Origin of the sequence: Nocardioides sp. zg-1308 (genome assembly GCF_013155375.1) — a bacterium.
GTDB classification, from domain to species: domain Bacteria; phylum Actinomycetota; class Actinomycetes; order Propionibacteriales; family Nocardioidaceae; genus Nocardioides; species Nocardioides renjunii.
Map to the genome: position 1 here is coordinate 1,622,454 of NZ_JABJQY010000002.1, position 18,024 is coordinate 1,640,477.

Here is an 18,024-nt window from a genome sequence, read left to right on the forward strand (position 1 = left end):
GACACGCCGCACGAAGGTGAAATAGTTGGGGAAAGAGTTCCCAGTGTGACGAAAGTTGACTAGCGTGCCGGAAGTTGCCCGTGCGGTGGGGAAGCCGCACGGTCCCGAGACCCTTGAGGGGAACCCGTGCCGTTCGCACCGCTCGACCCGACGCCTGCGCCGCGTCGTACGACGTCACGCTGGGCGACCGCGGGCGTGCTGGTCGTCGGACTCGCGCTCGGCGGCCACGGCGTCGCCTTCGCCGAGAACACGTCCGAGGACGCCGCGCCCAGCCGCTCCGACGTCGACGCCGCCGAGCAGGACGCCGCCGACAAGGGCCGCGACGTGGCGGACGTGCAGGCCGACCTGATCCGCGCCAACCTCTCGCTCGAGTCGGCCGGCGACGCCGCCGCCCAGGCCGCCGAGGCCTACAACGGCGCCCGCTGGCGGGCCGAGCAGGCACGGCAGGACGCCCGCGCTGCGGACGCGGCGGCGACGTCGGCCCGCGAGGACGTGGACGCCCAGCGCGAGCTGTACGCCGACACGGTCGTGCGCTCCTACGAGGAGGCCTCGCAGGTCCAAGGCCTCGCTGCGATGGTCGAGGCCGACGGCATTGAGTCGCTCATCGACACGACGGTCACGATGGGCAACACCTCCGACGCTCTCGACGACCAGTACGACGCCTTCATCGCCGCCTCGGCCGTCGCCGAGGTCACCTCCGCGACGGCGACACGGGCCGCCGAGCGCGCCGCGGCCGCAGAGCTCGAGGCCGAGCAGGCCAACGCAGCCGCCGCCGCGGCCGAAGCCGATGCCGGTGCGCAGGCCGAGTCGATCGCCGCCACCAAGACCGCGCTCATCGCCGAGCTGGCCGAGCTGCAGGGCGTCAGCGTACGCCTGGCCGAGCGCCGGCAGTCCGCGCTCGAGGAGGCCGCCGCCGAGGCCGCCGCCGAGGCGGCGCAGGCCGAGGCCGAAGCGCTGGCCGCGCAGCAGGAGCAGGAGGAGCAGCCGACGCCCACGGTCACGCCGACGCCTACTCCGGCGGTGAACCCGACGCCGACGCCGACGCCGACGCCTAGCGCGACGCCGACCCCCATTCCGACGCCCGTCCCGACGGTCACTCCGACCCCGACGCAAGCGCCGACCCCGACCCCCACTCCGACACCGAGCGCGACGCCCACGCCGACCGCGACGCCGACCCCGACGCCCACGCCGACCGCGACGCCGACCCCGACGCCCACCGCGACGCCGACGCCCACCGCGACACCGGCGCCGGTCCCCACGCCGACGCCGACGGCCACCCCGGTCCCGGCCGCGGGTGACGCGTCCGCGGCGATCGCCTTCGCGCGGTCGCAGATCGGCAAGCCGTACCGCTACGGCGCCGCGGGTCCCGACTCCTGGGACTGCTCGGGCCTCACCTCCGCGGCGTGGGCCCGCGCGGGCAAGACGCTGCCGCACTACTCGGTCGCGCAGTACACCCAGTCGACCCGCATCGCCGCCAGCCAGCTCGCGCCGGGCGACCTCGTGTTCTGGGGCTCGTCGAGCAACCCGAGCTCGATCTACCACGTGGCGATCTACATCGGCGACGGCCAGATCATCCACGCGCCGCGCACCGGTCGCAACGTCAGCCAGGAGTCGATGTACTACTGGCGCGCGCCCAACTTCTTCGCCCGCCCGTAGCGGGCACTGTGCACCCGAGTTCCGTGCTTATAGGTCGAGATCTCTACCTGTGAGCACGGTGGTCACCGGATATCCGGGGACCGCCGAGGGAGCAGGCAAGCAGGCAAGCCCCCCAGACCCACCTCCGGCTCAGCGCACCTTCCGCCCGAACCGCACCGCCAGCTCGGCGGGGTCCAGCTCCCCGTCCAGCACCAGCCGGGTCGGCCAGGCCGAGGTGTCGATCCCGGAGAGCTCCTCGAAGAGGGCGAGGTCCTTGGCGTAGACCTCCGCGACCCGGGCGAGGTCGTCGGCGGTCGGGGCCGTGCCGGGGACCTGCTCGGCCCCGGCGTGCCAGTTCTTCAGCGGCGGCACGCGCTCGAAGCGCGGCAGGTCGAGGAAGTCGGTGGTGCGGTGGATGGTCGCCTCGAAGTCGCCGAGCATCTCGCGCAGCTCGAGCAGCAGCCACTGCTGGCGGTCGAAGAGCTCGAAGCCGCGCTGCAGCTGCTCGCCGTAGAACCCCCGCGCGAGGCCGGTCATGTGCCGCCACCGCATGGTGCGGACGTCGTCGGGCACCGCGTCGGGCAGCGAGGTGTGCGGCCACTCGGTGAGGAAGTCGGGCCAGTCGGGCCAGGCGAGGTTGCGCGAGCGCAGCATCACCCAGTGCGAGAACAGCCGCTCGAGCGGGTCGCGGAACACCGCGACCAGCGGCATGTCCGGCTTGTAGGCGCGCATCCGTTCGAGCGCGCGCGGCCAGTAGAGGTAGGTGGGGCTGGCGTCACCGAGCAGGCGATGGACCGGCGCGCGCCGCGGCGCGGTGTAGTCGCGGGCGTAGTCCGGCGCCGACCAGTCGACGGTCTCGTCGTCGAAGTAGTGCCGCTCCTTGTCAGGCGCCTGGCACACCAGCCGGTGCTGGTTGAGGGTGACCGCGAGTGTCGACGTGCCGCCCTTCTGCACGCCGACGACCGCGAAGTTGTAGGCCATCGTCCCCGGGTCGTCGCCCGGAGGGGTGGCATCCGACACGTTCATCGCGGTGAACCTACCGGCATGGCTACCTTGGGAGCCATGCCTGCCGAGACGGCCACCGACCAGGTCCCCGACGAGATGCCCGCCGTCGAGCCGGAGGCGCCCGCGATCGAGCGGGTGGAGGACGACGCCGTCCACGCCACCGACAGGGGCTACCGCCAGCCGGAGGTCGACGTCGACGCGCTGCGGGCGGTGCTCGACGGCCGCTACCGCGAGGTCCGCGACCTGGTGCGGGCCAACCTGGTCGAGCACGCGCAGATCCTGCTCGACGAGGAGCAGCTGTGCACCGCCGACTTCCGCGAGCGCGTCAGGGACGTGGTGGTGACCATGGCCGGCACCGGCCAGACCGGCATGGGCTTCCCCGAGGAGTACGGCGGCGGCGGCGACATCGGCGCGTCGGTCGCGGCCTTCGAGACCCTCGCCTACGGCGACCTGTCGGTGCTGGTGAAGGTCGGCGTGCAGTTCGGCCTCTTCGGCGGCGCGATCCTCCAGCTCGGCACCAGGGCGCACCACGACGCCCACCTCGCCGACCTCGTCAGCGGCCGCACGATGGGCTGCTTCGCGATGACCGAGACCGGGCACGGCTCCAACGTCCAGGCCCTCGGCACCGTCGCGACGTACGACGTCGAGGCCGAGGAGTTCGTCATCACCACCCCCGACGACGAGAGCCGCAAGGACTACATCGGCAACGCCGGCGCCCACGCCGAGCTCGCCGTCGTCTTCGCCCAGCTCGAGGTCGGCGGCGAGCGGCACGGCGTGCACGCCTTCGTGGTCCCGATCCGCGAGGACGGTCGGGTCCTCGACGGCGTGCGCGTCGAGGACTGCGGACCCAAGATGGGGCTCAACGGCGTCGACAACGGCCGCCTCTGGTTCGACCACGTGCGCGTGCCGCGCACCGCCCTGCTCAACCAGTTCGCCGAGGTCACGCCGGAGGGTCGCTACCTCTCACCGATCGACAACGCCAACAAGCGGTTCTTCACCATGCTCGGCACCCTCGTGCAGGGCCGCGTCTGCGTCGGCGGCGCCGGCATCAACGCGGCCAAGGTCGCGCTGACCATCGCCACCCGCTACGCCGTGCGCCGTCGCCAGTTCGAGACCACCGCCTCCGGTGAGGAGCAGGTCCTCCTCGACTACGGCATGCACCAGCGGCGCCTCCTGCCGCTCCTCGCCCGGACGTACGCCCTCCACTTCGCGCAGGAGGTCGTCGCCGGGCAGCTGCACGACGTGTTCTCCGGCCCCGGTCCGATCGAGCCGGGCAGTGACGAGCACGCCCGCCGGATGCTGGAGTCCCGCGCCGCGGGCACCAAGGCGCTCGGGACGTGGCACGCGACCCGCACCATCCAGGAGTGTCGCGAGGCCTGCGGTGGGGCCGGCTACATCAGCAAGAACCGCTTCGCGGCCCTCAAGGCCGACACCGACGTCTTCACCACCTTCGAGGGCGACAACCACGTGCTGCTGCAGCTCGTCGCCAAGGGCCTGCTCACCGACTACGCCGGTGAGTTCGAGGACATGGACCAGCTCGGGATGGCCCGGTTCGTGGCCGGCCTCGCGGTGGACACCGTCGTCGAGCGGACCGCGGTGCACAAGCTCGTCCAGTCGGTCCGCGACCTGCTGCCCGGCGGCGACACGTGGGACCAGGAGGCGGGGCTCCTCGACCCCAACTACCAGCTCGCCATGCTGCGCTTCCGCGAGGAGCACATGATCGGCGGCGTCGCCCGGCGGCTCAAGCGCGGCGTCGACCAGGGCGCCGACCCGGGCGCGGTGTTCTCCCGCGTGCAGGACCACGTCATCGCCGCCGCCCGCGCCCACACCGAGCGGCTGGTGCTCGAGGCCTTCGTGGCGAGGACCGCGGCCCTCCCCGACGGCGACCTCAAGGTGGCCCTCAACCTGCTCTGCGACCTCCACGCGCTGAGCACCATCGAGGCCGACCGCGCCTGGTTCATGGAGCACGGCCGCCTGTCCAGCACCCGGTCCAAGGCGATCAGCCGCGAGGTCAACGCCCTCTGCCGCAAGCTCCGGCCGCTCGCCGTCGACCTGGTCGACGCGTTCGGGGTGCCCGAGCAGGTCCTCCGGTCCGAGGAGCTGCTGGCGTGAGGCTCCCCGGGCTGGGCGGCTGGAGCGAGGACCCGCTGTGGTCCTACGTCTACCCCTGGCTCGTCGAGCACGAGCGCGTCGGCGGCGCCGCCTGGCGGGCCGGCACCGGCAGCGACCTCGCGCTGCTGCACGACGCGGCGGCCGAGCTCGGCAACCTGCCCGCGGGCTCGCGGGTGCTCGACGTCCCCACCGGCTCCGGGGTGGCGCTGCGCGGCGTCCGGCCCGGCCAGGGCCTCGACGTCGTGGCGGCCGACATCTCCGCCACCATGCTCCGGCGGGCGAGCGACACCGCCGACCGCCTCGGCGTCGCCGACCAGGTGCGGACGACCCTGGCGGACGTGGGAGACCTCCCGTTCGCCGACGCCACCTTCGACCTGGTCGCGACCTTCACCGGCCTGCACTGCTTCCCCGACCCGCACCGCGCGGTCGTCGAGATGGTGCGGGTCCTGGCACCCGGCGGGGTGATCACCGGCAGCTCGATCTTCACCGACACCGGCGCGCGCTACGAGCCGCTGCGCCGCGTGGCCGGCCGCGCCGGGATCCTCGGCCCCATGTGCACCTCCGACGAGGCCCGCACGTGGCTGCGCGAGGCCGGGTGCGCCCAGGTCGAGCTCGCGCTCCACGGCGCGCTCGGCTACTTCCGGGCCGTGAAGGCCGGCCCGGCATGACCTTCGGGGCCTCCCGACCCGGTGGGAGCCGCCGGAGCGGAGCCGCGGGGTCGCGCTGGTCGCGCCCGGCCGGGCCTACCCGCCCAGCGCGCCGCTCCTCGACTTCGCCCGCATCGCCCTGCTGCAGCACGGGTTCACCGTCCAGCAGATCTGGTGGGACTCCACGAGCCGCGGCGACGAGGACCCCGACGCGTGGGTGCGCCGGCACGTCGAGGCCGCGCACGCCGCGGAGGACGCCGACCAGGTGCTGGTGGTCGGCAAGTCGCTCGGCACCCGCGCCGCGTCGTACGCCGCCGAGCGCGGGCTCGACGCGATCTGGTTCACGCCGCTCCTCGTCGAGCCCGTGGTGGCCGAGGGCATCGCTGCGAACGCCGGACGCCAGCTCCTCGTCGGGGGACCGGCCGACGAGCTCTGGGACGCCGCGGTGGCTCGCGAGCTCGCCGACGCCGGCTGTCACGTGCTCGAGGTGATCGACGCCGACCACGGCATGGGCACCCCCGACGCGGTCCGCACCGCCGAGGTCCACCTCGAGGTGGCCCGCGCGGTGGACGCCTTCCTGCGCGCGACCTGAGGGGCCGCCTCGACCAGCGGGGTCAGTGACCGAGGAGGGTGAGGAAGCGCTCGGCGTCGCCGACACGCGGCATGTTGTTGAACATGACGTAGGGCATCGGCCGCCCGTCGACCAGGTCCCTCACGCGGCGCAGCTCGTCGTCGGTGTGGACGTGCCGCGCGCCCGTGGTGCCGTGCAGCCGGTAGTAGGTCTGCTCCGGCGTCACCGTCTCGGCCTGCATCGGATCGACGACGTGGACCAGGTCCAGCTCGGTGCACAGCTCGACGAGCAGCTCGGTGGGCCACTCGCCGCGCGGCTCCCACAGCAGCCGACCGGCCGGGCGGTCCACCTGCGACACGAACGCACGCAGCCGGCGGACGTTGTCGACCGTCGGGCGGAAGCTCCGCGGGCACTGCAGCAGCACCGCGGTCGCGCGCAGCAGCCGGGCGCACTCGAGCGTCCGCTGCCAGCCGGCGAGGACCGGAGGAGTGGTCCGGAACGCACCGACCTGCCCGCGGGCGCTCTCCGGGAGCGGTCGCTTCAGGCGCCGGTAGGTCGGGCTGCCGGACTCGTGCGTGACGACCTGCCACGCCTTGAGGGTGAACTCGAACCCGGGAGGCACCTGCGCGCGCCACCGGTGCAGCACGGCGTCCGCCGGTGGCTCGTAGAACGTGTGCTGGACCTCCACCACGGGGAAGCGGCGTGCGTACGACGCCTGCGACACCGTCCAGCCGCACAACCCGACCCGTACGTCCACCTCCCCAGTCTGCCGCCTCCGACCTGTCACAACCCGGAGCCGGCCGGTGTCTCCATGTCGTCCGACCCACCACGTCGCAGATGGAGTGATGACATGCCCAGCCAGTTCCGGATCCCCCGGGCCACGATCGACGGGGCCTACGGCGCCCTGATGACCCGCGTCGCGAAGCGGATGTGGGGCCAGGTCCCCGACAACGCCTACGTCCTGTGGCACAACAAGCCGGTGATGAAGGCGGTCTTCGGCTTCGAGCAGAAGATCGGGAAGTGGACGGCGCTCGACCCGCACCTCAAGGCGTACGCGGAGATGGCCAGCGCTGCCGTGATCGGCTGCTCGTGGTGCCTCGACTTCGGCTACTTCATCTCGCACACCAAGGGCCTCGACGAGGCCAAGGTCCGCGAGGTGCCGCGCTGGCGGGAGTCGGAGGTCTTCACCGACCTCGAGCGCGACGTGATGGCCTACGCCGAGGCGATGACCGTGACGCCGCCGGAGGTCACCGACGAGATGGTGGCCGCCCTCGACGACCGGCTGGGCCACGCCGCGGTCGTCGAGCTGACCATGATGGTCGCCGTCGAGAACGAGCGGTCGCGGTTCAACTCGGCGATGGGGCTCGCGTCGCAGGGCTTCAGCGACGTCTGCGAGCTGCCGCTCGCCCAGGCTGGCACGATCGCCACGTGAGCACGAGCGATCCCCTCGGGCACTGGGCCCGGCACCGCAACCTCCTCTTCACCGTCTCCTACGAGATGCTCGGCTCCGCCGCCGACGCCGAGGACGTGCTCCAGGAGGTCTGGCTGCGGTGGGCCGACGTGGCCGTCGAGGAGGTGCGCGAGCCGCGCGCCTACCTCGTGCGGATGACCACCCGGCTCTCCCTCAACCGGCTGCGCACGCTGTCGCGGCGCCGCGAGGACTACGTCGGGACGTGGCTGCCCGAGCCGGTGCTCACCACCCCCGACGTCGCCCAGGACGTCGAGCTCGCCGACAGCGTCTCGACCGCGATGCTGCTGGTGCTGGAGACCCTCCCGCCGACCGAGCGCGCGGTGTTCGTGCTGCGTGAGGTCTTCGACGTGCCGTACGCCGAGATCGCCGAGGCCGTCGAGAAGTCGGAGCCGGCGGTGCGCCAGATCGCCAGCCGCGCCCGCGCGCACGTGGCCGAGCGCCGGCCGCGGGCGTCGGTCACCGCGGCCGAGCGCGACGCGGTGATCGAGCGGTTCCGGGCCGCCACCGAGACCGGCGACCTCCAGTCGCTCATGGACGTGCTGGCGCCCGACGTGGTGCTGATGACCGACGGCGGCGGCAAGGTGCAGGCCGCGCTCAACCCGATCTTCGGGCGCGACAAGGTGCTGCGCTTCCTGACCGCCGTGACGCCGGAGACGCTCGAGCTGGTGCCGGTGTGGCTCAACGGCTCGCCGGCCATCCAGTTCGTCATCGCCGGGCACCGCGACGGCGTGGGGACGATGCTCGTCGAGGACGGCGTGGTGACGCGGCTGTTCCTGGTGCGCAACCCCGACAAGCTCGGGTCGGTGCTCGAGGAGGTCGACCTCGCCCGGCAGTGACCTCGCCCGGGCGTTCGCGCTGAGCGGAACCCCGACCGGAATCGGCGTCGCCGTGGCGGACGTTCCACCCACATGACGCAGAACCTGTCCCTCCCTGTGGTGTTCCTCCACGACACGGTCGTGCTGCCCGGCATGGTCGTGCCCATCGAGCTCGACGACTCCGCGCGCGCCGCGATCGACGCCGCCCGCCTGGCCCACTCCCAGACCGGATCCGACACGGACTCCGACACGGACTCCGAGCCGACCCGGGTGCTGGTCGCCCCCCGCCTCGAGGACCGCTACGCCACGCACGGCGTCGTCGCCGTCGTCGACCGGGTCGGCCGGTTCGCCGGCGGCCGGCCCGCCGCGGTGCTGCGTGCGGAGCGCCGCGTCGCCATCGGTGCCGGAGTCACCGGTCCGGGCGCGGCGCTGTGGGTCGAGGCCGAGGCGGTCCCGGCGACCCCCGTCACCGACGAGCTCCGCGAGCTCGCCGAGGACTACCGCACGCTCGTCGTGTCGATCCTCGAGCGCCGCGAGGCGTGGCAGGTCATCGACAACGTCCGCCGCATCAGCGACCCCGACGCGCTCGCCGACACCTCCGGCTACGCGCCGTACCTCTCCGAGGACCAGAAGCGCCAGGTGCTCGAGACCCCCGACGTGGGGGAGCGGCTGCGCACGCTGGTCGAGTGGACCCGCGCGTACGACGCGGAGGACGAGGTCAACGACAAGATCAGCCAGGACGTCCGCGAGGGGCTCGAGCAGAACCAGCGCGAGTTCCTGCTGCGCCAGCAGCTCGCGGCCATCCGCAAGGAGCTCGGCGAGGGGGAGCCGGACGGCTCCGACGACTACCGCGCCCGCGTCGAGGCCGCCGACCTGCCCGAGCACGTCCGCGAGGCGGCGCTGCGCGAGGTCGACAAGCTGGAGCGCGCGAGCGAGCAGAACCCCGAGGCCGGGTGGATCCGCACCTGGCTCGACACCGTCCTGGAGCTGCCCTGGGCCGTGCGCACCGAGGACTCCCACGACGTCGTCGCCGCCCGCGCGGTGCTCGACGCCGACCACCACGGCCTCGACGAGGTCAAGGAGCGCATCACCGAGTACCTCGCCGTGCGCGCCCGCCGGGCCGAGCGCGGCCTGGAGGTCGTCGGCGGCCGCGGCTCCGGCGCGGTGATCCTCCTCGCCGGCCCTCCCGGGGTCGGCAAGACCTCGCTGGGAGAGTCGGTCGCCCGCGCCCTGGGCCGGAAGTTCGTCCGCGTCGCGCTCGGCGGCGTCCGCGACGAGGCGGAGGTCCGCGGGCACCGGCGCACGTACGTCGGCGCGCTCCCGGGCCGCATCGTGCGCGCCATGAAGGAGGCCGGCTCGATGAACCCGGTCGTCCTCCTCGACGAGGTCGACAAGGTCGGCGCTGACCACCGCGGCGACCCGGCCGCCGCCCTGCTCGAGGTGCTCGACCCGGCGCAGAACCACACGTTCCGCGACCACTACCTCGAGCTCGACCTCGACCTGTCCGACGTGCTCTTCGTGGCCACCGCCAACGTCGTGGAGCAGATCCCGTCGGCGCTGCTGGACCGGATGGAGCTGGTCACCCTCGACGGCTACACCGAGGACGACAAGATCGCCATCGCGCGCGACTTCCTCGTGCCCCGGCAGCTGGAGCGGGCCGCGCTCACGGCCGACGAGGTCACCGTGTCGGACGACGCCCTCGGCGAGCTCGCCGCCAACTACACCCGCGAGGCCGGTGTCCGCCAGCTCGAGCGGCTGCTGGCCAAGGCGTTCCGCAAGGCGGCGACGCGACTGGCGACGGGGGAGGTGGACCGGGTCGACGTCGACCGCGACGCCCTCGCCGGCCTGGTCGGCCGGCCGCGCTTCATGCCGGACAGCCACGAGCGCACGGACGTGCCCGGCGTCGCGACCGGGCTGGCCGTGACCGGCCTGGGCGGTGACGTGCTCTACGTCGAGACGTCGGTCGCCGAGGGCAAGGCGGGCCTGACCGTGACCGGCCAGCTCGGTGACGTGATGAAGGAGTCGGCGTCGATCGCGCTGTCGTGGGTGCGCGCCCACGCGGTGGAGCTCGGCATCGAGCCGGCCGCCCTCGAGCGGGACATCCACGTCCACTTCCCGGCGGGCGCGATCCCCAAGGACGGCCCGTCCGCGGGCGTCACGATGGTGACCGCGCTGGTGTCGCTGCTGACCGGCCGCCCCGTGCGGTCCGAGGTGGGCATGACCGGTGAGGTGACGCTCTCGGGACGTGTGCTGCCGATCGGCGGCGTGAAGCAGAAGCTGCTCGCCGCCCAGCGGGCCGGCCTGACGACGGTCTACGTGCCCGAGCGCAACCGCGCCGACCTCGACGACGTGCCGGCCGAGCTGCTCAGCGCGCTCGACGTGCGCCCGGTCGGGCGGGTCACGGAGATCCTCGCCGAGGCGCTCGAGCCGGCCCGCGACGCGGCCGGGACGGCGTACGGCGCGAGCACCGCAGCCTGACGCCGGGTCGTCTGACGCCGGGTCGCCCGACCCGGGACCGCTCGGTCCTGGGTCAGGCGTCCTCGCCGAGGCTGTCGTCGGCGATGTTGTCGAGGTCGTTGCCGTGGCCCTCGGTCTTGAAGCGCTCGAAGGAGGCGTGGACCTCCTCCTCGGCCTCGACGCGGCCGACCCAGTCGGCCCCCTCGACGGACTTGCCGGGCTCGAGGTCCTTGTAGACCTCGAAGAAGTGCTGGATCTCGAGGCGGTCGTACTTGGAGACGTGGTTGATGTCGCGCAGGTGCTCGAGGCGCGGGTCGTGCGCGGGCACGCACAGCACCTTGTCGTCGCCGCCGGCCTCGTCGGTCATCCGGAACATGCCGATGGCACGGCACTCGATCAGGCAGCCGGGGAACGTGGGCTGCTGCAGGATCACGAGCGCGTCGAGCGGGTCGCCGTCCTGGCCGAGGGTGTTCTCGATGAAGCCGTAGTCGGCCGGGTAGGCCGTCGAGGTGAAGAGCATGCGGTCCAGGCGGATGCGCCCGGTCTCGTGGTCGACCTCGTACTTGTTGCGCTCCCCCTTGGGGATCTCCACCAGCACGTCGAACGTCAGCACGTCTTCCTCGCCCTCTCCGGCACGTCGTCGGGCCGGTCCACTCGCACTCAGCTGCGCCGGCCGGAAGCCCGGCGGACGCTTGTGCACGCAGTCTCGCGCACAATGGCCCCGATGCGCGAAGCGAGAGGGTCCCGGAGCCGACGTGACGTACGCCACCCGGTGTGGGCGTGGGTGTCGACGTGGGTGCCGACGCTGCTGGTGCTCGCGCTGCTGGCGGCGGCCGTGGGGGCGTACCGCTTCGAGTGGGGCCAGCGCTACCTGCCCGGCCTCGCCGCCGACCCGGCCACCGAGCCCGAGCAGGTGCTCCCGCCGGCCGGGCTCGAGCTGCCGGACTGGGCACCGGCGTCCGCCGGCGCGGACCCCGTCGACACCTCGGCGGCCATCGATCCCGAAGCGGTCGCGGCCGCCCTCGCGCCCGACCTCGCCGACCCCGACCTGGGCCGGCACGTCGTCGCAGCCGTCACGTCGCTGACGCCGGGCCCCGCGGGGTGGAGCACGGAGGAGCAGCGCTACCTGCCCGCCTCCACCACCAAGCTGCTGACCGTCGGCGCCGCCCTGGCGGTGATCGGCGCGGACCGCCGCTTCACGACCCGCGTGGTGCGCGGCGACCGCCCGCGCGACGTGGTGCTGGTCGGCGGGGGAGACCCGCTGCTGGCCAGCCAGCCGCTCTCGCTCACCGAGGCGGCCACCACCTATCCCGCCCGCGCCGACGTCACCACGCTCGCCCTCGAGGCGGCCGAGGCGCTCGGCGGGAAGGCGCCGGTTCGGGTCCGCTTCGACGACAGCCTCTTCGCCGGCCCCACCGACAACCCGGCCTGGCGGCGCGACTACGTCCCCGACGACATCGTCAGCCCCATCACCGCGCTCATGGTCGACAGCGGCGTCGAGCCCGACGGCCAGTCCCGCTCCGACGACCCCTCCCTGGCCGCCGCCCGGGCCTTCGCCGAGGGCCTGCGCGCCGCCGGGCTCCGGGTGACCGGCCAGCCGCGGCGGGTCGTCGTACCCCCGGGCGCGGAGGAGCTCGCCGCGGTCGAGAGCGCACCGCTGTCGCAGATCGGCGAGCGGATCATCGACGTCAGCGACAACGAGGGCGCCGAGGTCGTGGCCCACCACGTCGGGATCGCGATGCTGGAGACGGGCTCCTTCGAGGCCGGCGCCACCGGCGTGCTCGAGGCGCTCGCCTGGCGGGGCATCGAGAGCCGCGGCGACGAGGTGTACGACGGCAGCGGGCTCTCGCGGCGCAACCGGGTGTCCACCGCGACGGTCCTCGAGCTCCTCCAGCACGCCGCCTCGCCCGAGGGCGAGGACCTGCGCAGCCTCGTCACCGGCCTGCCGGTGGCCGGCTTCACCGGGTCGCTGACCTACCGCTTCGCCGAGGGTCCCGCCGTCGCGCGCGGCCTGGTCCGTGCCAAGACCGGCACCCTCACCGGGGTCAACGCCCTCGCCGGGATCGCCGTCGGGCGCGACGGCACCCCGATGGCCTTCGTCCTCGCCGCCGACAGGACGCGGCCGGAGAACAGGTACGACGCCCAGGAGGCCCTCGACCGCGCCGCCGCGGCGCTCGCGGCGTGCCGCTGTGGTGCCTGACGGGCGGTGCGTCTGACCGCCTCGCTGCGGTGGTTGCCCTCGCGCTGGTTTCCCCGTCTGTCTCGCGCTGGTTTCCCCGCCTATGCGGGGAAACCCGAACATGTCGAGGCGTGTACGCCCCCAGAAGTTGGAGGAACGCTCGAGGAGTCGGTCCCGCATGGGCCTGTCCGGCTCGCTCCTCCTGCACGTCGCGGGCGCGCCGGGGACCCCCTCCCTGGGCGGGGGAGGGATTGTTCGCGCCCGGCTAGGGTCGGGACATGAACCTGATCGACTGGGACTTCGCCGTCACCGTGGGGTCCAAGGTCGCCGGCCCGGGGCCCGAGGTGTCCGCCGACGAGGCGGCCGCCGCCGTCATCGAGCTGCGTGAGGGGGCGGCCAGGTCGACGCCGCTCGTCAGCGAGTTCACCGGGCTGCGGACGACGGCCGGCACGGCGCCGGTGCTCGTCGTGGACCGGAGCGGCTGGCTGCAGGCCAACGCCGACGGGTTCGCCAAGATCCTGACGCCGATCGTCGACAAGCTCACCGAGAAGAAGGGCGCCCCGTCCGGGTTGTCCGCCGCCATCGGCTCGCGGGTCACCGGCGCCGAGGTCGGCCTGCTGCTGGGGTTCCTCGGCAGCAAGGTGCTCGGCCAGTTCGACCCCTTCCACGACCCGCACGGCCGGCTGCTGCTCGTCGCGCCCAACATCGTGCACGTCGAGCGGGAGATCTCCGCCGACCCGAGCGACTTCCGGCTCTGGGTGTGCCTCCACGAGGAGACCCACCGCGTGCAGTTCACGGCGAACCCGTGGCTGGGCGACCACCTGATGGCCCAGATGAACGCCGTCGCCGACACCATCGAGCCGAGCGCGCTGCTCGACGGGCTGCGGCGCGGGGCCGAGGCGATCCGCGGCGGCAACGCCAGCGTCGTCGACATCGTGTCCTCGCCCGAGCAGAAGGAGATCCTCGACCGGGTCACCGGCGTCATGTCGCTGCTCGAGGGCCACGCGGACGTCGTGATGGACGGCGTCGGCCCGAGCATCATCCCGTCGGTCGCGCAGATCCGCACCAAGTTCAACCAGCGCCGCCAGGGCGTCGGCACGCTCGACAAGCTGCTGCGGCGGCTGCTCGGCCTCGACGCCAAGATGGCGCAGTACCGCGACGGGGCCGTCTTCGTCCGCCACGTCGTCGACAAGGTCGGCATGGAGCAGTTCAACGCCGTGTGGACCGGGCCGGAGACGCTGCCGTCGAAGGACGAGATCGGCGATCCGGACGCCTGGGTCGCCCGGGTGCTGTGACGCTCCACCCCTCCGTCGCGGCGGTCCGGCTCCCGGTCCGTGCGGCGCTGTCCGGCCTGTCCGCGGGCGACGTCGTCGCCGTCGCGTGCAGCGGCGGGGCCGACTCGCTGGCCCTGGCCTCGGCCGCGGTCTTCGAGGGCCACAAGCGCGACCTCCGCGTCGTCGGGGTGACGGTCGACCACGGCCTGCAACCCGGCTCGGCCGCCCAGGCCGACCGAGTGGTCGCCCAGCTCGCCGCCATGGGCGTCGACGAGACGCTCACCGCGCGCGTCACGGTGGACGCCGTCTCCGGCCTTGGTCCCGAGGCCGCCGCGCGGGAGGCGAGGTACGCCGTCCTCGAGGAGGTCGCCTCCCACCTCGGCGCCCGCACGGTGCTGCTCGGCCACACCCTCGACGACCAGGCCGAGACCGTCCTGCTCGGCCTGGCTCGCGGCTCGGGCGGTCGCTCGCTGCAGGGCATGCGGCCCGGCTTCGGCGTCTTCGCGCGCCCGCTGCTCGGCGTACGCCGGACCGACACCCTCACCGCCTGCCTGGTCGAGGGCATCGAGCCCTGGGACGACCCCCACAACCACGACCCCGGCTACACCCGCGTGCGCGTACGCGACCGGGTGCTGCCCGTGCTGGAGGCCGAGCTCGGCCCGGGGATCACCGAGGCGCTCGCCCGCACCGCCGACCAGCTGCGCGAGGACACCGCCCTGCTCGACCTGCTCGCCGCCGAGGTGCTAGCCGAGGTGAGCAGGGACGGCGGCCTCGACGTCGCCACCCTGGGCGCCCGGCCGCCGGCACTGCGCCACCGGGTGGTCCACCGGGCCGCCCTCGACGCCGGCGCCCCGGCGTCCGAGCTGACCCGCGACCACGTCCTCGAGGTCGACAAGCTGCTCGTCGGCTGGCGGGGCCAGAAGTGGATCGACCTCCCCGGCCACCTGCGCGCCGTGCGCCGCGACGGACTGCTCGTGGTCGAGGCCCGTTGAGCGTCCGGGACCCAGCAACGGAGCGGCGACACCTCACGACGGTGCAGAGTGGGTACCTGAGGATCGCGCGCCCGACGACGGCGCACCGCCCGGAACGGGGGAGCCATGGACAGAGTGCTGGTCGTCGACGACGACGACGACATCCGTGACCTCATCGTCTTCGCTCTGCGCCGGCGTGGCTTCGAGGTGCACAGCTCCGGTGACCCGCTCGCCGCGCTGGCCTTCGCCACGGCCGAGGGCTGCACCGCCGCGGTGCTCGACTGGAGCATGCCGACGATGGACGGTGGGGAGCTGTGCGCCCGCCTCCGCGAGCTGCCCGACCTGCGCTCCGTGCCCATCGTGATCCTCACCGCGCACGCCGACGCGGAGACCCGGGAGAAGGCGTTCGCCGCCGGGGCGACCCGCTACGTCACCAAGCCGTTCTCGCTCAAGCACCTCGCCGAGGTGGTGGCCGAGCTCGTCGCCGCACCCGAGGGGTGAGACCGGACGGCGAACTCGCCCAACTACCGGACCGCGGGCCACCAGTCGACATACGATCCGACGCGTGGGGAAGCGGACTCGGGTGGAGGTCTGCGTGGGCGCCCTCGTCGTCGCGGCGGTGGGGGTCTACGCAGTCGCGGACAGTGCTGCCCTCGACCGCTTCGTCTACCTCGGCGTCCTGCTGGGAGCCAGCGCGGTGGCGTGGGTCGGAGCGCTCCGCAGCCCCGCGGAGCACCGGCGGTTCGGCTCGCTCGTCGCGGCCGGCATCCTGCTCACCGCGCTGGGCGACACCGCCTGGGAGCTGCTCGCGTGGCAGGGGCGCGACACGGACGTGTCGGTGGCCGACCCGCTGTGGTTCGCGAGCTACGTCGTGCTGTGCGCCGCGCTGTGGGTGCTGCTGCGCCGCAGTGAGGTGGGTCGCGACGCCCAGGCGCTGGTGCTCGACGCGGTGACGATCGTGGTCGTCAGCATCCTGGTCTTCTGGAACTTCTCGATCCACACGATCGTCAACGACCAGCAGCTCGCCCCGCACGTGCGTGCCGTGTGGTCGGTCTACCCCGTGGCGGACGCCGTCCTGCTCGCGCTCGTGGCCCGGGTGCTGATGAGCCGGACGGCGCGCGCGCACCTCGAGGCGTCGTTCGGCATCGGCGTCGTCCTGTGGCTGGCCGCGGACATCGCCTGGCTGATGTCCGTCGAGGGCGACGCCGTGCTGCTCATGGACGCCGCCTGGATGGTCGCCCCGGTGCTGCTGGCCCGGAGCACGTGGCGCTCGGCCGAGTCGGGGGTGGACCGCGGTCCCGCTCTGCCCAACGGCCGCATGGTCCAGATGGGCATCGCGATCGTCCCCCTGCTGGTGCCTCCCGTGCTCATGCTCTTCGCCGACACCCGCGACGAGCTCGACCACCTCGTCCTGGTGGTCGTCGGCGCCACCACGCTGACCCTCCTGGCGTTCGTCCGGACGGCCCGGCTGATGCGCTCCGAGGAGCGCGCGCTGCGCGAGCTGGAGCTCGCGCGCGACGCCGCGCTCGACGCGTCGCGGGCCAAGTCGATGTTCCTCGCGACCATGAGCCACGAGATCCGCACGCCCCTCACCATGGTGCTGGGCACCGCCGAGCTGCTCGAGGACACACCGCTGGACGAGGAGCAGGTGCACCTCCTCGCCACCATGCGACGCTCGGGTGACCACCTCACGGCCCTCGTGGACGACATCTTGGACTTCTCGCGGATCGAGGCCGGTCAGGTCTCGCTGGCGGCGGAGCGGTTTGACGTCGCGGGGGTGGTCGCCGACCTGGTCGGCGCCTACGCGCCCCGGGCGGCCCGTGCCGGCATCCGGTTCGAGCACCAGGTCGCCCCGGGCGTGCCCACCACGATGACGGGGGACCGGACCCGCGTGCTGCAGGTCGTGCGCAACCTGCTCGACAACGCGGTGAAGTTCACGCCGGAGGGAGGTGTACGCCTCGACGTGCGCCCGGCGGCCGACGCGGGCGGAGGCGTCGGTGCGGTGGAGGTCGCCGTCTCGGACACCGGGATCGGCATCGCCGAGGACGACCTCGCGACGGTCTTCGAGTCCTTCCGCCAGGTGGACGGCTCCACGACCCGCCCCTACGGCGGCAGCGGGCTCGGCCTGGCGATCTGCCGCCAGCTCGTGGAGCTGATGGGCGGCGAGCTCGACGTGACCAGCCGGTCCGGCCAGGGCAGCACCTTCGTCGCGCGCCTGCCCGTGGGCCCGCACGAGGACTCCCGCGCGGACCCGCGCGAGAGCCGGACCCTCGCGCCGACCGGCGGCGGGGGCGCGCGGCGTACGCCCTAGGCTTCAGCCATGGACTCGTCCCACGTGGAGAACGACCTGGTCAACATCCTCTTCACCGAGGCCCAGATCCAGCAGCGGCTGGGCGAGATGGCGGTCCAGATCACCGAGGACTACGAGGGCCGCGACCTCCTCGTGGTGGGCGTGCTCCGCGGCGCCGTCATGGTGATGGCCGACCTCTCCCGCGCCATGCCGCGCCACCTCGAGATGGACTGGATGGCCGTCAGCTCCTACGGGTCCGGCACCAAGTCGAGCGGTGTGGTCCGCATCCTCAAGGACCTCGACACCGACATCAGCGGCCGCGACGTGCTCATCGTCGACGAGATCATCGACACCGGGCTCACGCTGAGCTGGCTGGTCAACAACCTCTCCAGCCGCAACCCGGCCAGCGTCGAGATCGCCACGCTGCTGCGCAAGCCCGAGGCCCTCTCGATGCCCGTCGAGCCCAAGTACGTCGGCTGGGACATCCCCAACGAGTTCGTCGTGGGCTACGGCCTCGACTACCGCGAGCGCTACCGCAACCTGCGCGACATCGGCACCCTCGCGCCCCACGTCTACTCGTGATCGCGGGCGCCGCTT

Annotated in this window: 16 protein-coding genes; 13 read left to right on the forward strand and 3 right to left on the reverse strand. The window is 73.3% G+C overall.

Annotated features, from left to right (window positions below):
• Positions 1-126: 126 nt before the first annotated feature.
• Positions 127-1,656: a C40 family peptidase gene (locus HN031_RS21490; protein WP_172269357.1), complete on the forward strand. Its 1,530-nt coding sequence runs from the start codon at positions 127-129 to the stop codon at positions 1,654-1,656.
• A 129-nt stretch (positions 1,657-1,785) separates the two neighbouring features.
• On the opposite strand, the gene HN031_RS09555 is transcribed toward HN031_RS21490, so the two are convergent.
• The gene (locus HN031_RS09555; RefSeq protein WP_172269359.1) at positions 1,786-2,661 is read right to left on the reverse strand and encodes a sulfotransferase domain-containing protein; all 876 of its coding nucleotides are present in this window, start codon (positions 2,659-2,661) and stop codon (positions 1,786-1,788) included.
• Between the two features lie 36 nt (positions 2,662-2,697).
• Between HN031_RS09555 and HN031_RS09560 the strand changes: the two genes are divergently transcribed.
• From HN031_RS09560 to HN031_RS09570, 3 genes are all read left to right on the forward strand, one after another.
• Entirely contained in the window at positions 2,698-4,752 is a 2,055-nt protein-coding gene (locus HN031_RS09560; RefSeq protein WP_253943045.1) for an acyl-CoA dehydrogenase, read from the forward strand.
• Entirely contained in the window at positions 4,749-5,420 is a 672-nt protein-coding gene (locus HN031_RS09565; protein WP_172269361.1) for a methyltransferase domain-containing protein, read from the forward strand. The genes HN031_RS09560 and HN031_RS09565 overlap by 4 nt, the downstream gene beginning before the upstream one ends.
• A gap of 196 nt (positions 5,421-5,616) precedes the next feature.
• Positions 5,617-5,991: an alpha/beta hydrolase gene (locus HN031_RS09570; protein ID WP_172269363.1), complete on the forward strand. Its 375-nt coding sequence runs from the start codon at positions 5,617-5,619 to the stop codon at positions 5,989-5,991.
• 22 nt (positions 5,992-6,013) lie between these two features.
• Here the strand turns inward: HN031_RS09570 and HN031_RS09575 are convergent, their stop codons facing one another.
• Entirely contained in the window at positions 6,014-6,727 is a 714-nt protein-coding gene (locus HN031_RS09575) for a DUF72 domain-containing protein (protein ID WP_216652096.1), read from the reverse strand.
• Between the two features lie 93 nt (positions 6,728-6,820).
• Between HN031_RS09575 and HN031_RS09580 the strand changes: the two genes are divergently transcribed.
• The 3 genes from HN031_RS09580 to lon all read left to right on the forward strand — a co-directional run bounded on the left by HN031_RS09580 (position 6,821) and on the right by lon (position 10,734).
• Positions 6,821-7,402: a carboxymuconolactone decarboxylase family protein gene (locus HN031_RS09580; RefSeq protein WP_172269365.1), complete on the forward strand. Its 582-nt coding sequence runs from the start codon at positions 6,821-6,823 to the stop codon at positions 7,400-7,402.
• A complete protein-coding gene (locus HN031_RS09585) occupies positions 7,399-8,277 on the forward strand; it encodes an RNA polymerase sigma-70 factor (RefSeq protein ID WP_367650713.1) in 879 nt (292 codons plus the stop codon). Before HN031_RS09580 ends, HN031_RS09585 begins: the two co-directional genes overlap by 4 nt.
• Positions 8,278-8,349: 72 nt before the next feature.
• Complete coding sequence (gene lon / locus HN031_RS09590) at positions 8,350-10,734, forward strand: endopeptidase La (protein WP_172269367.1); 2,385 nt, start codon at positions 8,350-8,352, stop codon at positions 10,732-10,734.
• A 52-nt stretch (positions 10,735-10,786) separates the two neighbouring features.
• Here lon and HN031_RS09595 read toward each other — a convergent pair whose 3' ends face one another.
• Positions 10,787-11,323 carry an inorganic diphosphatase gene (locus tag HN031_RS09595; protein WP_172271541.1) on the reverse strand — a complete coding sequence of 179 codons (537 nt, stop codon included), beginning with the start codon at positions 11,321-11,323 and terminating at the stop codon, positions 10,787-10,789.
• A gap of 114 nt (positions 11,324-11,437) precedes the next feature.
• On the opposite strand from HN031_RS09595, the gene dacB reads away from it, so the two are divergent.
• The 6 genes from dacB to hpt all read left to right on the forward strand — a co-directional run bounded on the left by dacB (position 11,438) and on the right by hpt (position 18,009).
• Entirely contained in the window at positions 11,438-12,913 is a 1,476-nt protein-coding gene (dacB, locus tag HN031_RS09600; protein ID WP_172269369.1) for a D-alanyl-D-alanine carboxypeptidase/D-alanyl-D-alanine-endopeptidase, read from the forward strand.
• Between the two features lie 257 nt (positions 12,914-13,170).
• Positions 13,171-14,187 carry a zinc-dependent metalloprotease gene (locus HN031_RS09605; RefSeq protein ID WP_172269371.1) on the forward strand — a complete coding sequence of 339 codons (1,017 nt, stop codon included), beginning with the start codon at positions 13,171-13,173 and terminating at the stop codon, positions 14,185-14,187.
• Complete coding sequence (gene tilS, locus HN031_RS09610; RefSeq protein WP_172269373.1) at positions 14,184-15,158, forward strand: tRNA lysidine(34) synthetase TilS; 975 nt, start codon at positions 14,184-14,186, stop codon at positions 15,156-15,158. Before HN031_RS09605 ends, tilS begins: the two co-directional genes overlap by 4 nt.
• A gap of 105 nt (positions 15,159-15,263) precedes the next feature.
• Positions 15,264-15,638 (forward strand): response regulator, encoded by a 375-nt coding sequence (locus HN031_RS09615; protein ID WP_172269375.1) that lies wholly within the window; start codon positions 15,264-15,266, stop codon positions 15,636-15,638.
• 64 nt (positions 15,639-15,702) lie between these two features.
• Entirely contained in the window at positions 15,703-17,448 is a 1,746-nt protein-coding gene (locus HN031_RS22300) for an ATP-binding protein (protein ID WP_172269377.1), read from the forward strand.
• Between the two features lie 9 nt (positions 17,449-17,457).
• A complete protein-coding gene (hpt, locus tag HN031_RS09625; RefSeq protein ID WP_172269379.1) occupies positions 17,458-18,009 on the forward strand; it encodes a hypoxanthine phosphoribosyltransferase in 552 nt (183 codons plus the stop codon).
• The last annotated feature ends 15 nt before the right edge of the window (positions 18,010-18,024 follow it).